The 14,680-nt window shown below is 71.0% G+C and carries 12 protein-coding genes; all 12 read left to right on the top strand.

Annotated features, from left to right (window positions below; translation table 11 throughout):
* Positions 1-2 precede the first annotated feature (2 nt).
* The 12 genes from TNCT1_RS26150 to TNCT1_RS26095 all read left to right on the top strand — a co-directional run bounded on the left by TNCT1_RS26150 (position 3) and on the right by TNCT1_RS26095 (position 14,648).
* Positions 3-2,009, top strand: a complete 2,007-nt coding sequence (locus tag TNCT1_RS26150; RefSeq protein ID WP_308789292.1) for a penicillin-binding protein 2 — start codon at positions 3-5, stop codon at positions 2,007-2,009.
* 30 nt (positions 2,010-2,039) lie between these two features.
* Positions 2,040-3,692 carry a UDP-N-acetylmuramoyl-L-alanyl-D-glutamate--2,6-diaminopimelate ligase gene (locus tag TNCT1_RS26145; RefSeq protein WP_174266458.1) on the top strand — a complete coding sequence of 551 codons (1,653 nt, stop codon included), beginning with the start codon at positions 2,040-2,042 and terminating at the stop codon, positions 3,690-3,692.
* Positions 3,693-3,696: 4 nt separating this feature from the next.
* Positions 3,697-5,103, top strand: a complete 1,407-nt coding sequence (gene murF / locus TNCT1_RS26140) for a UDP-N-acetylmuramoyl-tripeptide--D-alanyl-D-alanine ligase (protein WP_143636452.1) — start codon at positions 3,697-3,699, stop codon at positions 5,101-5,103.
* Positions 5,103-6,173 carry a phospho-N-acetylmuramoyl-pentapeptide-transferase gene (mraY, locus tag TNCT1_RS26135; protein WP_143636593.1) on the top strand — a complete coding sequence of 357 codons (1,071 nt, stop codon included), beginning with the start codon at positions 5,103-5,105 and terminating at the stop codon, positions 6,171-6,173. The genes murF and mraY overlap by 1 nt, the downstream gene beginning before the upstream one ends.
* Positions 6,155-7,588 carry a UDP-N-acetylmuramoyl-L-alanine--D-glutamate ligase gene (murD, locus tag TNCT1_RS26130; RefSeq protein WP_174266457.1) on the top strand — a complete coding sequence of 478 codons (1,434 nt, stop codon included), beginning with the start codon at positions 6,155-6,157 and terminating at the stop codon, positions 7,586-7,588. Before mraY ends, murD begins: the two co-directional genes overlap by 19 nt.
* 67 nt (positions 7,589-7,655) lie before the next feature.
* Positions 7,656-9,017 (top strand): putative lipid II flippase FtsW, encoded by a 1,362-nt coding sequence (gene ftsW / locus TNCT1_RS26125; RefSeq protein ID WP_143636451.1) that lies wholly within the window; start codon positions 7,656-7,658, stop codon positions 9,015-9,017.
* Positions 9,018-9,023: 6 nt separating this feature from the next.
* Complete coding sequence (murG, locus tag TNCT1_RS26120; protein ID WP_143636449.1) at positions 9,024-10,112, top strand: undecaprenyldiphospho-muramoylpentapeptide beta-N-acetylglucosaminyltransferase; 1,089 nt, start codon at positions 9,024-9,026, stop codon at positions 10,110-10,112.
* Between the two features lie 26 nt (positions 10,113-10,138).
* Positions 10,139-10,933, top strand: a complete 795-nt coding sequence (locus tag TNCT1_RS26115; RefSeq protein ID WP_143636447.1) for a cell division protein FtsQ/DivIB — start codon at positions 10,139-10,141, stop codon at positions 10,931-10,933.
* A gap of 279 nt (positions 10,934-11,212) precedes the next feature.
* Positions 11,213-12,424, top strand: a complete 1,212-nt coding sequence (ftsZ, locus tag TNCT1_RS26110) for a cell division protein FtsZ (RefSeq protein WP_143636445.1) — start codon at positions 11,213-11,215, stop codon at positions 12,422-12,424.
* Complete coding sequence (gene pgeF, locus TNCT1_RS26105) at positions 12,421-13,152, top strand: peptidoglycan editing factor PgeF (protein WP_143636444.1); 732 nt, start codon at positions 12,421-12,423, stop codon at positions 13,150-13,152. Before ftsZ ends, pgeF begins: the two co-directional genes overlap by 4 nt.
* Before the next feature lie 6 nt (positions 13,153-13,158).
* Positions 13,159-13,878 (top strand): YggS family pyridoxal phosphate-dependent enzyme, encoded by a 720-nt coding sequence (locus TNCT1_RS26100; protein ID WP_143636441.1) that lies wholly within the window; start codon positions 13,159-13,161, stop codon positions 13,876-13,878.
* 128 nt (positions 13,879-14,006) lie between these two features.
* The gene (locus TNCT1_RS26095) at positions 14,007-14,648 is read left to right on the top strand and encodes a cell division protein SepF (RefSeq protein WP_143636439.1); all 642 of its coding nucleotides are present in this window, start codon (positions 14,007-14,009) and stop codon (positions 14,646-14,648) included.
* Positions 14,649-14,680 lie beyond the last annotated feature (32 nt).

The raw sequence follows: 14,680 nt of genomic DNA, 5'->3' as shown, positions 1-14,680 counted from the left end.
AAGTGTCCGACAGGGAACCGCCGCGCCGTCGCGTGCCCGGCCCCGCGAAGCCTTCCCCGGGGCCCCGGCCCCGCCCGGACCGGGCGGAACCCCGCCGGGAGCGGGGCGCCGTCCGGCGGCAGCCCGGGCCCGGCGCCCGCCCGGCGGCCCGCAGGCCCGTTGGGGCCCGGCCCATGCCCCCGCCGCCGCTCCGGCTCGGCCGGCCGAGGCCCCGGCTGCGCATGGTGGGCCTCGCCCTCACCCTGGTGATGAGCGCCTTCGTGGTGCGGCTGCTCCAGGTCCAGGCCGTCGACGCGCACGCGTACGCCGCCAAGGCCCAGGAGAACCGCTACGTCGTGCACACCCTGGCCGCCGACCGCGGCGGGATCACCGACCGCAACGGCGTGGCCCTCGCCATCAGCGAGGACGCGTACGACATCACGGCCGACCCCACCATGTTCAACCGCAAGCAGCTCAAGATCGGCGACGGGCCCGAGCAGGCCGCCGCCCTGCTCGCGCCGATCCTCGGCCAGAACCAGGACACGATCGTCCGCAAGCTGCGGCCCGCGAACCCGCTCTCCCGCTACGCCAAACTGGCCGTGCGCCAGACCCCGCAGGTCTGGAAGCAGATCAAGGACCTGAAGGCGGCCCTCGCCAAGAAGGCGGGCGCCGACGGCAGGACGCCCAACGTGCTGGCCGGCGTCTTCGCCGACCCCAGCAGCCAGCGGGTGTACCCCAACGGCGACCTCGCCGCCGGGATACTGGGCTGGGTCAACGCCGAGGGCCGGGGCGGCGGCGGCATCGAGCAGGAGCTGAACAAGCAGCTCTCCGGCAAGGACGGCAAGATCCGCTACGCCCAGTCCGGCGGCCGCGAGGTGCCCACCGCGGGCTCCAACGAGACCCCCGCGGTGCCCGGGAGCGACGTCGAACTCACCATCGACCGCGACATCCAGTGGGCCGCGCAGAACGCCATCTCCGAGCAGGTGAAGAAGTCCAGGGCGGACCGCGGTTACGTCATCGTCCAGGACACCCGCACCGGCCAGATCCTGGCCATGGCCAACTCGCCCGGGTTCGACCCGAACGACCTGTCCGGGGCCGACGCCGAGGCCATGGGCAACGCGGCCGTCCAGGACGCCTTCGAGCCCGGCTCCACCGCCAAGGTGATGTCCATGGCGGCCGTGCTGGAGGAGAACGCGGCCACGCCGCTCACCCATGTCGTCGTCCCCAACCGGCTGCACCGGGGCGACCGGCTGTTCCAGGACGACGTCGACCACGCCACCTGGTACCTCACCCTCAACGGCGTGCTCGCCAAGTCCAGCAACATCGGCACGATCCTCGCCACCGGCCAGCTGGGCAAGTCCCAGCCCGAGGCGAACAAGGTGCTCTACTCCTACCTGCGCAAGTTCGGCATCGGCCGGCCCACCGGGCTCGGCTTCCCCGGCGAGACCAAGGGCATCCTCGCCCAGCCGGGCGACTGGTCGACCTCGCAGCAGTACACGATTCCTTTCGGCCAGGGTTTCTCGCTGAGCGCCATGCAGGCCGCCTCCGTGTACTCGACGATCGCCAACGGCGGTGTCCGCGTCGAACCGACCCTGGTGCGCGGCACCCGGGGCGCCGACGGCCGCTTCACGCCCGCCGCCGAGCCCGCCAAGACCCGTGTGGTCAGCGCGAAGACGGCCAGGACCGTCGCCCAGATGCTGGAGTCCGTGGTGGACGACGAGCAGGGCACCGGCATCAAGGCCCGTATCCCCGGGTACCGGGTGGCAGGCAAGACCGGCACGGCGAACCGAGTGGATCCGGCCACCGGCAGGTACCGCGGGTACACCTCCTCGTTCGCCGGGTTCGCCCCCGCGGACAAGCCGCGGATCACCGTGTACTGCGCCATCCAGAACGCCACGTCGGGCAGCTACTTCGGCGGCCAGATCTGCGGCCCCGTGTACAAGCAGGTGATGGAGTTCGCCCTGAAGACGCTGCAGGTACCGCCGACCGGAGCGAAGGCCGCGAACCTGCCCGTCGACTACAAGCCCTGATCAGCACCTCGGAAAGACCAGGAACCACTCGTGACAACGATCACCCCCGAGCCCGGGAACCAGGGCACCCAGGAGCCCTCGCTTCGCTCCGGAGCCGGTGCGCCCGGTACGCTCACCGCCGTGCCACACGCTGATCAGTCCCCCACCACCCAGAAGGGCGCTTCCGTGACGTATCCGGGACCGCCGCGACCGGTTCAGGTCTCCGCCACACCCCTCGCGGAGCTGGCCGATCAGCTGGGTGCCGCCGCCGAGGGCGCCGCCGAGGTCACGGGCATCACCCATGACTCGCGCGCCGTCCGGCCCGGCGACCTGTACGCCGCCCTGCCGGGCGCCCGCCTGCACGGCGCCGACTTCGTCACCCAGGCCGCCGGCCTGGGCGCGGTCGCCGTGCTGACCGACCCGACGGGCGCCGAACGCGCCGCCGCGACCGGCCTGCCGGTCCTGGTCGTCGACGACCCGCGCGCGCGGATGGGCGAACTGGCGACCACGATCTACGGTGACCCCGGCCGCGATCTGCTCCAGATCGGCATCACCGGCACCTCGGGCAAGACCACCACCGCCTACCTGGTCGAGGGCGGTCTGAAGACCACCCGCACCACGGGCCTGATCGGCACCGTCGAGATGCGCGTCGGCGACGAACGCATCAAGTCCGAGCGCACCACCCCCGAAGCCACCGACCTGCAGGCCCTGTTCGCGGTCATGCGCGAACGCGGCGTCGAGGCCGTCGCGATGGAGGTCTCCAGCCACGCCCTGGTCCTCGGCCGGGTCGACGGCTGCGTCTTCGACATCGCCGTCTTCACCAACCTCAGCCCGGAACACATGGAGTTCCACTCCGACATGGAGGACTACTTCCGGGCCAAGGCACAGCTCTTCACGCCCCTGCGCAGCAGGCTCGGGGTCGTCAACACCGACGACGAGTACGGCCGCCGGCTCGCCCGGGAGGCCACCGTCCCGGTCGTCACCTACTCCGCCGAGGGGCATCCGGACGCCGACTGGCGCGCGCAGGACGTCCAGGTCGGGCCCATGGACTCGACCTTCACCGTGCTCGGCCCGGACGGCGAGCGGGTGCAGGCCAGGTCGCCGCTGCCCGGCCCGTTCAACGTGGCCAACACCCTCGCCGCCGTCGTCGCCCTCGCGGTGGCCGGCCTCGACCCGCAGGAGGCCGCCGACGGCATCGCCGCCGTGCCGGGGGTGCCCGGCCGCCTGGAGCGCGTGGACGCCGGGCAGGCCTACCTCGCCGTCGTCGACTACGCCCACAAGACCGACGCGGTCGAGTCGGTCCTCAAGGCGCTGCGCAAGGTCACCAAGGGCCGCCTGCACGTCGTCCTCGGCTGCGGCGGCGACCGTGACCAGACCAAGCGCGCCCCGATGGGCGCCGCCGTGGCCCGGCTCGCCGACACGGCCGTACTGACCTCGGACAACCCCCGCTCCGAGGACCCGCTGGCCATCCTCGCGACCATGCTCCAGGGCGCGGCCTCCGTGCCGGCCCACGAGCGCGGCGAGGTGCTCCTGTTCGAGGACCGGGCCGCCGCCATCGCCGCCACCGTCGCCCGGGCGCACGCCGGGGACACCGTGCTGGTCGCGGGCAAGGGCCACGAGCAGGGCCAGGACATCGCCGGAGTGGTCCGTCCCTTCGACGACCGCCAGGTGCTTCGCGAAGCTATCCAGAAGACCCAGGGATGAACTTGTGATCGCCCTCTCCCTCGCCGAGATCGCTGAAGTCGTCGGCGGGCAGACGCACGACATACCGGATCCGTCCGTCCAGGTCACCGGGCCGGTGGTCCGGGACTCCCGAGAGGTGGTGCCGGGCAGTCTCTTCGTCGCCTTCGTCGGCGAGCGCGCCGACGGCCACGACTACGCGCAGGCGGTCGTCGGGGCGGGAGCCGTGGCCGTACTGGCCTCCCGGCCCGTCGGCGTGCCGGCGATCGTGGTCGAGGACGTGCAGTCCGCCCTCGGCGCCCTCGCCCGCCACGTCGTGCACCGGCTCGGCGCCACCCTCGTCGCCCTGACCGGGTCGGCCGGCAAGACCAGCACCAAGGACCTCATCGCCCAGGTGCTGCGGCGCAAGGCGCCGACCGTGTTCACGCCCGGCTCGCTCAACAACGAGATCGGACTGCCGCTGACAGCGCTCAGCGCCACCGCCGAAACCCGTTTCCTGGTACTGGAGATGGGCGCCCGCGGCATCGGGCACATCCGCTACCTCACCGGCCTCACCCCGCCGCGGATCGGCCTGGTGCTGAACGTCGGCAGCGCCCACATCGGCGAGTTCGGCGGGCGTGAGCAGATCGCCCAGGCCAAGGGCGAACTCGTGGAGGCGCTCCCGGAGGACGGCGCGGCCGTCCTCAACGCCGACGACCCGCTGGTACGGGCCATGGCCTCCCGTACCAAGGCGAAGGTGGTCCTTTTCGGAGAGTCGGCCGAAGCGGACGTACGCGCCGAGAACGTGCGACTCACGGACAGCGGACAGCCCTCCTTCAGGCTTCACACACCCTCCGGTGCAAGCGATGTGACCATGCGCCTGTACGGTGAGCACCACGTGTCGAACGCGCTCGCCGCGGCCGCCGTCGCCCATGAGCTGGGCATGTCCGCAGCTGAGATCGCCACCGCGCTCTCCGAGGCGGGCTCCCTCTCCCGCTGGCGCATGGAGGTCACCGAGCGCCCGGACGGCGTGACCATCGTCAACGATGCCTACAACGCCAACCCCGAGTCCATGCGGGCCGCCCTCAGGGCGCTCGCGGCCATGGGCAAGGGGCGCCGTACGTGGGCGGTGCTCGGCAAGATGGCCGAGCTGGGGGACGAGGCGCTCGCCGAGCACGACGCCGTCGGACGGCTCGCCGTCCGGCTCAACGTCAGCAAGCTCGTCGCGGTCGGGGGGATCGAAGCCTCCTGGCTGCAACTGGGCGCATATAACGAGGGTTCGTGGGGTGAGGAGTCGGTGCACGTGTCCGACGCACAGGCGGCGGTCGACCTGTTGCGCAGCGAGTTGCGCCCGGGGGATGTCGTGCTCGTGAAGGCGTCCCGTTCGGTGGGGCTCGAGGGTGTCGCCCAGGCGCTGCTCGAGACCGGCGCCGAGGGTGAGGTTGCCGCCCGATGATGAAGCAGATCCTGTTCTCAGGAGTCATTGGCCTCTTCCTGACGCTGGTCGGCACCCCGCTGCTGATCAAGCTCCTCGCCCGCAAGGGCTACGGCCAGTACATCCGTGACGACGGCCCGCGCGAGCACGCCAGCAAGCGCGGTACGCCGACCATGGGCGGCATCGCCTTCATCCTGGCGACCATCGCCGCGTACTTCCTGAGCAAGCTCATCACCGGCTACCCCCCCACCTACTCCGGGCTGCTGGTCCTCGGCCTGATGTTCGGCATGGGCCTGGTCGGCTTCCTGGACGACTACATCAAGATCGTCAAGCGGCGGTCGCTCGGCCTGCGGGCCAAGGCCAAGATGGCCGGCCAGCTCATCGTCGGCATCTCCTTCGCGGTGCTGTCGCTGATGTTCGCGGACGCCCGCGGCAACACCCCGGCGTCCACGAAGCTGTCGTTCATCACCGACTTCGGCTGGAGCATCGGCCCGGTGCTGTTCGTCGTCTGGGCGCTGTTCATGATCCTGGCGATGTCCAACGGCGTGAACCTCACCGACGGCCTCGACGGCCTGGCCACCGGCGCCTCCGTGCTCGTCTTCGGCGCCTATACGTTCATCGGCGTCTGGCAGTTCCAGGAGTCCTGCGCCAACGCGGTCACCCTCACCAACCCGGGCGCCTGCTACGAGGTGCGCGACCCGCTGGACCTCGCCGTGGTCGCCTCCGCGCTGATGGGCGCCTGCCTGGGCTTCCTGTGGTGGAACACCTCGCCGGCCAAGATCTTCATGGGCGACACCGGTTCGCTCGCCCTCGGCGGCGTCCTCACCGGCCTGGCCATCCTCTCCCGCACGGAGCTGCTGGTGGCCATCATGGGCGGCCTGTTCGTCCTCATCACCATGTCGGTCGTCATCCAGGTCGGGTCCTTCCGGCTGACCGGTAAGCGCGTCTTCCGGATGGCGCCGCTCCAGCACCACTTCGAACTCAAGGGCTGGTCCGAGGTCCTGGTGGTGGTCCGCTTCTGGATCATCCAAGGCATCTGTGTGATCGTCGGACTGGGCCTCTTCTATGCGGGATGGGCAGCGGACAAGTGACCTCCTCGGCGCCTTCTGAATTCCAGGGCAAGCACGTCACCGTCGCCGGGCTCGGCGTCTCCGGCGTCCCGGCGGCCAGGGCGCTGCACGCGCGCGGTGCGGTCGTCACGGTCGTCAACGACGGCGACGACGCACGGGCGCGCGAGCAGGCCGCGGAGCTGGAGGCGCTCGGCGTCACCGTGCGCCTCGGCGACGGCGCCACCCTGCCGGAGGGCACCGAGCTGATCGTCACCGCGCCCGGCTGGAAGCCGGACAAGCCGCTGTTCCTCGCCGCCCGGGAGGCCGGGGTGCCGGTCTGGGGCGACGTGGAGCTGGCCTGGCGCCTCAGGGGGCCCGACGCGGCGCCCTGGCTGGCCGTGACCGGCACCAACGGCAAGACCACGACCGTGCAGATGCTCGCCTCGATCCTGACGGCCGCGGGCCTGCGCACCGCGGCCGTGGGCAACATCGGCGTCTCCCTGCTGGACGCGGTCCTCGGCGAGGAGCGGTACGACGTCCTCGCCGTGGAGCTGTCCAGCTACCAGCTCCACTGGGCGCCCTCCCTGCGCGCCCACTCCGCGGCCGTCCTCAACCTCGCCCCCGACCACCTCGACTGGCACGGCTCCATGGAGGCCTACGCGGCCGACAAGGGCCGTATCTACGAGGGCAATCGGGTCGCCTGCGTCTACAACGTGGCCGACAAGCTCACCGAGGACCTGGTGCGCGAGGCCGACGTCGAGGAGGGCTGCCGGGCCGTCGGCTTCACCCTCGGCACTCCCGGCCCCTCCCAACTCGGCGTCGTGGAAGGCATCCTGGTCGACCGCGCCTTCGTGGAGAACCGGCAGACGAGCGCGCAGGAGCTGGCCGAGGTCTCGGACGTCAACCCGCCGGCCCCGCACAACATCGCCAACGCCCTTGCCGCCGCCGCCCTGGCGCGCGCGTTCGGCGTGCCCGCCACCGCCGTCCGCGACGGGCTGCGGGCCTTCCGGCCGGACGCCCACCGCATCGCGCACGTCGCGGACATCGACGGCGTGGCGTACGTGGACGACTCCAAGGCCACCAACACCCACGCCACGGAAGCCTCGTTGGCGTCATATGAGTCGATCGTATGGATTGCGGGCGGTCTGGCGAAGGGAGCCACGTTCGACGAACTGGTCGCCAAGTCCGCGAAGCGGCTGCGCGGGGCCGTCCTGATCGGCGCCGATCGCGCCCTGATCCGCGAGGCGCTGGCGCGACACGCCCCGGAAGTACCCGTCGTCGACCTCGAACGGACCGACACTGGGGCGATGCTCCAGGCGGTGACGGAGGCGAAGCGGCTGGCCCGGCCCGGCGACACGGTGCTGCTGGCCCCGGCCTGCGCTTCCATGGACATGTTCATCAACTACAACCAGCGCGGTGACGCGTTCGCGGCTGCGGTCCGCGAACTCGGCGCCTGACCCGGCCGCCCGCCGGGCGGATCTTGGGAGGGACGCGTGGGACGGTCGACGTTCAGTGGAGGCGCCCATGCCCGTTAGCCGTACCGGCCGCCCGCCCGTGCAGCGGGCGCCCCGGCGTCCCGCGCCCGCCCGGCCGCCGCACGAGAACCCCGTGCAGCGGCTCTACTCGCGCGCGCGCAAAGCCTGGGACCGGCCGCTGACCGCGTACTACCTGATCCTCGGCGGCAGCCTGCTGATCACCGTGCTGGGTCTGGTGATGGTCTACTCCGCCTCCCAGATCACCGCGCTGCAGCTCTCGCTGCCGGGCTCGTACTTCTTCCGCAAGCAGTTCCTGGCCGCGCTCATCGGCGGCGTGCTGATGTTCGTCGCGTCCCGCATGCCGGTGAAGCTGCACCGGGCCCTGGCCTACCCGATCCTGGCCGGCGCCGTCTTCCTGATGGTCCTGGTGCAGGTGCCCGGGATAGGGATGGCGGTCAACGGCAACCAGAACTGGATCTCCCTCGGCGGCTCCTTCCAGATCCAGCCCAGCGAGTTCGGCAAGCTCGCCCTGGTGCTGTGGGGGGCGGACCTGATCGCGCGCAAACAGGAGCGCAAGCTGCTGACCCAGTGGAAGCACATGCTGGTTCCGCTGGTGCCGGCCGCCTTCATGCTGCTGGGCCTGATCATGCTCGGCGGCGACATGGGCACCGCGATCATTCTCACGGCGATCCTGTTCGGCCTGCTGTGGCTCGCCGGGGCGCCGACCCGGCTGTTCGCCGGGGTGCTCTCGGTCGCCGGCCTGATCGGTGTCGTGCTCATCAAGACCAGCCCCAACCGGATGGCCCGGCTCGCCTGCATCGGCGCCACCGAGCCCAAGTCCGGGGTGGCCGACTGCTGGCAGGCCGTGCACGGGATCTACGCCCTCGCCTCCGGCGGACTGTTCGGTTCCGGTCTCGGTGCGAGCGTGGAGAAATGGGGCCAACTGCCCGAAGCCCACACCGACTTCATCTTCGCCGTCACCGGTGAGGAACTGGGTCTTGCGGGGACACTGTCGGTGCTCGCCCTGTTCGCGGCTCTAGGCTATGCGGGTATCCGCGTGGCCGGACGCACGGAGGACCCCTTCGTGAGGTACGCCGCGGGAGGCGTGACCACCTGGATCATCGCCCAGGCGGTGATCAACATCGGTGCGGTGCTCGGCCTGCTGCCGATCGCCGGCGTCCCGCTCCCGCTGTTCTCCTACGGAGGGTCCGCCCTGCTGCCGACCATGTTCGCCATCGGGTTGCTGATCGCCTTCGCGCGCGACGACCCCGCTGCGCGGGCGGCGCTTGCGATGCGGCAACCTCGCTTTGGTAGAAAGCGGGCAGGAGGCCCCGGTGCCGAGCGGGGGCCTCGGAGATGGAACACGATGCGACGGCGTGCCTCGGCGGCGCGCACGTCCGGAGAGCGGTGAATTTCGGTGCATGTCGTACTCGCCGGCGGAGGTACCGCGGGCCACATCGAGCCCGCGCTCGCCCTCGCGGACGCCCTGCGCAGGCAGGACCCGACCGTGGGGATCACGGCCCTGGGCACGGAACGGGGCCTCGAGACCAGGCTCGTCCCGGAGCGCGGCTACGAGCTGGCGTTGATCCCCGCGGTGCCGCTGCCCCGCAAGCCCACACCCGAGCTGATCACCGTCCCGGGCCGGCTGCGCGGCACGATCAAGGCCGCCGAGCAGATCCTGGAGCGCACCAAGGCGGACGCCGTGGTCGGCTTCGGCGGCTACGTCGCTCTGCCCGGCTACCTGGCCGCCAAGCGCCTCGGCGTGCCCATCGTGATCCACGAGGCCAACGCCCGTCCCGGCCTGGCCAACAAGATCGGCTCCCGGTACGCCGCCCGGGTCGCGGTCTCCACCCCGGACAGCAAGCTGCGCGACGCCCGCTACATCGGCATCCCGCTGCGCCGCTCCATCGCCACCCTGGACCGGGCCGCCGTCCGCCCGGAGGCGCGCGCCCGCTTCGGTCTGGACCCGAACCTGCCCACCCTGCTCGTCTCCGGCGGCTCCCAGGGCGCCCGGCGCCTCAACGAGGTCGTGCAGCAGGTCGCCCCGTGGCTGCAGCAGGCCGGCATCCAGATCCTGCACGCGGTCGGCCCGAAGAACGAACTGCCGCAGGTGCAGCAGATGCCGGGAATGCCGCCGTACATCCCGGTAAGTTACCTGGACCGGATGGACCTCGCGTACGCCGCGGCCGACATGATGCTCTGCCGCGCGGGCGCGATGACCGTCGCCGAACTCTCCGCCGTCGGGCTCCCGGCCGCCTACGTCCCGCTGCCCATCGGCAACGGCGAACAGCGGCTGAACGCCCAGCCGGTGGTGAAGGCGGGCGGTGGACTCCTCGTCGACGACGCGGAACTCACCCCCGAGTGGGTGCAGCAGAGCGTCCTGCCGGTGCTCGCGGACCCGCACCGGCTGTACGAGATGTCCCGCGCGGCAAGCGAGTTCGGCCGCCGGGACGCCGACGAACTGCTCGTCGGCATGGTGTACGAGGCGATCGCCTCACGCCGATAGGACCATATGACGAAAGGGCAGTGAGGGTGGCCGGATCGACTACCGCGGAGCGCGGAGAACGCCAGCAGGAGTCGTCCGGCCCGCCGCCCGCGCGACGGTCGCGGCGACGCCGCCTCAGGGTGACCGTCGCCCTCACCGTCGCCCTGGCGCTCCTCGGGGCGGGCTCCACCTGGCTGTTGTACGGCTCCTCGTGGCTGCGGGTACGGCACGTCTCGGTCTCCGGCGCGCGGATGCTGACCCCCGCCGACGTGCGGGAGGTCGCCTCCGTGCCGGTCGGAGCGCCGCTGGTCTCGGTCGACACGGGTGCGGTCGAAGCCAGACTTCGTCAGAAATTGCCCCGAATTGACACTGTTTCAGTCACCCGTTCCTGGCCGCACGGAATCGACCTGGAAGTGACCGAGCGGACTCCGGTGCTTATTGTCCGAAAAGCCGGTAATTTTGTCGAAGTCGACCGCGAGGGTGTCCGTTTCGCCACCGTTTCGCAGGCGCCGAAAGGCGTTCCGGTACTGGAATTGACCGCGTCCGGCTCGGGCCGCGCCGCCGCGAGCTTCCGGCGCTTCGGCGCCGGCCGCCTGGTGCGCGAGGCGGTCGGCGTGGCCGGCGCCCTCCCGGCCCCCGTCGCCGGGGCGACCCGGACCGTCCAAGTCCGTTCCTACGACGACATCTCGGTCGTGTTGGGCGACGGCCGCACGGTCCGCTGGGGCAGCGGCGAGAACGGGCGCGCCAAGGCACGGGCCCTCACAGCACTCATGAAAGCAGCTCCCGGCGCCCGGCACTTCGACGTCAGTGTTCCCACCGCGCCTGCCTCATCGGGCAGTTGACGGGTATCCGTGCAGGCCAGCACCCTGGTTGGGCGCCGCTATGCCTGATCACATAGGGTGAAAAGAAAAACGGGAGGTTCGGCGTGTTCGTTGAACGCGCGCCACTTGTCGACTTAGTGTCCTGTTCAGAAGACTTCAGGGAACAGACACACTGGTAACCCTAAACTTCAGGGTTAGGGTTCGGGTCGGCGCTACGGACCGTCCCATTCGGCATCCGTCGTCCCGGTACGGGCAACCGTCCGGCGGCGACAACGTAATTCGAGGCGAGAGGCCTTCGACGTGGCAGCACCGCAGAACTACCTCGCAGTCATCAAGGTCATCGGTGTCGGCGGCGGTGGTGTCAATGCCATCAACCGGATGATCGAGGTCGGTCTCAAGGGCGTCGAGTTCATCGCCATCAACACCGACGCACAGGCGCTGTTGATGAGCGACGCCGACGTCAAGCTCGACGTGGGCCGCGAACTCACCCGCGGACTCGGCGCCGGAGCCAACCCGGCCGTCGGCCGCAAGGCCGCCGAGGACCACCGCGAGGAGATCGAGGAGGTCCTCAAGGGGGCCGACATGGTCTTCGTGACGGCCGGTGAGGGGGGCGGCACCGGTACCGGCGGCGCGCCCGTCGTGGCCAACATCGCGCGCTCGCTCGGCGCGCTCACCATCGGCGTGGTCACGCGCCCGTTCACCTTCGAGGGACGGCGCCGCGCGAACCAGGCCGAGGACGGCATCGCCGAACTGCGCGAAGAGGTCGACACCCTCATCGTGATCCCCAACGACCGGCTGCTGTCCATCTCGGACCGCCAGGTCTCGGTCCTGGACGCCTTCAAGTCGGCCGACCAGGTCCTGCTCTCCGGTGTCCAGGGCATCACCGACCTGATCACCACGCCCGGCCTGATCAACCTGGACTTCGCCGACGTCAAGTCGGTCATGTCCGAGGCCGGTTCGGCCCTGATGGGCATCGGCTCGGCCCGCGGCGACGACCGTGCGGTGGCCGCCGCCGAGATGGCGATCTCCTCGCCGCTGCTGGAGGCGTCCATCGACGGCGCCCGCGGTGTGCTGCTCTCCATCTCCGGCGGCTCCGACCTCGGCCTGTTCGAGATCAACGAGGCCGCCCAGCTGGTCAGCGAGGCCGCCCACCCCGAGGCCAACATCATCTTCGGCGCGGTCATCGACGACGCCCTCGGCGACGAGGTGCGGGTCACCGTGATCGCGGCCGGCTTCGACGGCGGCCAGCCGCCGGCCCGCCGGGACAACGTCCTCGGCTCCAGCTCCGCCTCCGCCTCCTCCGCGCCCCGCCGCGAGGAGCCGGCTCCGGCGCGCCAGCCGGAGAGCCGCCCGTCCTTCGGGTCGCTCGGCAGCGTGACGCCGAAGGAGGAGCCGGAGCCGGCGCCCGAGCCGGTCGCCGAGATCCCGGTCACCCCGGCGGTGCCGCCCGCGCCGCGCACCTACGCGGACAGCGCGGCCGAGGAGCTGGACGTTCCGGACTTCCTGAAGTGATAGGACGGCGCGAGAGCGTGAGCGGCGCGCACTTCGCCTTCACCGACCGGTGGGGCGGGGTGAGCGCCGCTCCGTATGAGGAGCTCAACCTCGGCGGCGCCGTCGGCGACGACGCCGGAGCGGTGCGGGCCAACCGCGAGCTGGCGGCGAAGTCGCTCGGGTTCGCGCCCGGGGCGGTCGTCTGGATGAACCAGGTGCACGGGGCCGACGTGGCCGTCGTCGACGCGCCCTGGGCCGCCGGGGATCCGGTGCCGGAGGTCGACGCCCTCGTCACCGCGCGCCGGGGGCTCGTGCTCGCGGTGCTCACCGCCGACTGCGTGCCGGTGCTGCTGGCGGACCCGGTCGCCGGGATCGTGGCCGCCGCCCACGCGGGCCGGCCGGGGATGGTCAAGGGGGTCGTGCCCGCCGCCGTGCGCGCCATGGTCGAACTCGGCGCCGAGGCGGAGCGGATCACCGCCCGCACCGGTCCGGCCGTCTGCGGCCGGTGCTACGAAGTGCCGGACGCGATGCGCGCCGAGGTGGCCGCGGCCGAGCCGGCGGCGTACGCCGAAACGAGCTGGGGCACTCCGGCGGTCGACGTGAGCGCCGGAGTGCACGCCCAGCTCGATCGGCTCGGGGTGCGCGACCGGGAGCAGTCCCCGGTGTGCACGCTGGAGTCGGGCGATCACTACTCGTACCGCCGTGACCGCGCCACCGGGCGGCTCGCGGGCTATGTCTGGCTGGACTGATGGGGCATGACGGACCGTAAGACCGAACTCGCCGCGAACCTGGCGAACGTGGAACAGCGCATCACCGCCGCGTGCGCCGCCGCCGGGCGCGAGCGGGAAGAGGTGACCCTGATCGTGGTCACCAAGACCTACCCGGCGAGCGATGTGCGGATCCTGTCGGAACTCGGCGTGCGGCACGTGGCAGAGAACCGCGACCAGGACGCGGCCCCGAAGGCGGCCGCCTGCGCGGATCTGCCGCTGAAGTGGCATTTCGTCGGCCAGTTGCAGACCAACAAGGTCCGTTCCGTGGTCGGTTATGCCGATTTCGTGCAGTCCATCGACCGGGCCCGGCTCGTCACCGCGCTGTCGAAGGAGGCCGGGCGGGCCGGGCGCGAGGTGGGATGCCTCATCCAGGTCGCACTGGACGCGGGCGAGAGCGGCCGGGGCGAGCGCGGTGGCGTGGCGCCGGGCGGCGTCGAGGAGTTGGCCGGCCTCGTGGCCGGGTCGCCGGGACTCCGGCTCGACGGTCTGATGACCGTCGCCCCGCTCACCGGCGAGTACGCGGGACGCGAACAGGCGGCGTTCGGGCGGCTCATGGATTTGTCGACCGACCTGCGCCGGGCCCATCCGGCTGCAACCATGGTGTCGGCAGGGATGAGTGCGGACCTCGAACAGGCCGTGGCGGCCGGAGCGACACATGTGCGCGTCGGCACTGCGGTACTCGGAGTCCGCCCCAGGCTCGGGTAACGTCGCCAAGAAGTCGGACCACAGCAGAAAATATGGTCAATGTCTGCGAAAGCGGGCACAAAGACCACGTGGATCGCGGGCACTTGGCAGTCGTCAGCCGATCCACCACAGAGCGGAGGACTCAGAGAATGGCCGGCGCGATGCGCAAGATGGCGGTCTACCTCGGCCTCGTGGAGGACGATGGGTACGACGGCCGCGGATTCGACCCCGACGACGACTTCGAGCCCGAGCTGGACCCGGAACTCGACCGGGACCACCGACGGCACGAGGTGTCACACCAGTCACACGGTGCGCATCAGTCCCAAAGGGACGAAGAGGTGCGAATCGCGCAACCGCCCGCGCCACGCGAGCCGGTGGCCCGTTCGGCTTCGCTCGCCGCGGAATCCGGGCGCCCGGCGCGTATCGCGCCCGTGGCATCCATCACACAAGAACGCCAGTCCCTGGAGAAGAACGCACCGGTGATCATGCCCAAGGTCGTGTCCGAGCGTGAGCCTTACCGGATCACCACGCTGCACCCGCGGACCTACAACGAAGCCCGTACCATCGGGGAACACTTCCGTGAGGGCACTCCGGTGATCATGAATCTGACTGAGATGGATGACACAGACGCGAAGCGACTTGTCGACTTTGCGGCCGGTTTGGTGTTTGGTCTTCACGGCAGCATCGAGCGGGTGACGCAGAAGGTGTTCCTGTTGTCTCCTGCTAACGTCGATGTCACGGCGGAGGACAAGGCCCGCATCGCAGAGGGCGGGTTCTTCAACCAGAGCTGAGACGTACCACCGGGAAAAGCACGGAACAGGGG

It is taken from the genome of Streptomyces sp. 1-11, assembly GCF_007176755.1.
Lineage (GTDB): Bacteria > Actinomycetota > Actinomycetes > Streptomycetales > Streptomycetaceae > Streptomyces.
Note: the sequence above shows the minus strand (reverse complement) of the source record. Positions and strands in the feature narration are given on the sequence as shown.

Excerpts from the sequence above, each read along its gene's own strand:
- ftsW (WP_143636451.1), top strand. The coding sequence starts at position 7,656 with ATGCCCGTTAGCCGTACCGGCCGCCCGCCCGTGCAGCGGGCGCCCCGG.
- murD (WP_174266457.1), top strand. The coding sequence starts at position 6,155 with ATGGGCAGCGGACAAGTGACCTCCTCGGCGCCTTCTGAATTCCAGGGC.
- TNCT1_RS26095 (WP_143636439.1), top strand. The coding sequence starts at position 14,007 with ATGGCCGGCGCGATGCGCAAGATGGCGGTCTACCTCGGCCTCGTGGAG.
- mraY (WP_143636593.1), top strand. The coding sequence starts at position 5,103 with ATGAAGCAGATCCTGTTCTCAGGAGTCATTGGCCTCTTCCTGACGCTG.
- TNCT1_RS26100 (WP_143636441.1), top strand. The coding sequence starts at position 13,159 with ATGACGGACCGTAAGACCGAACTCGCCGCGAACCTGGCGAACGTGGAA.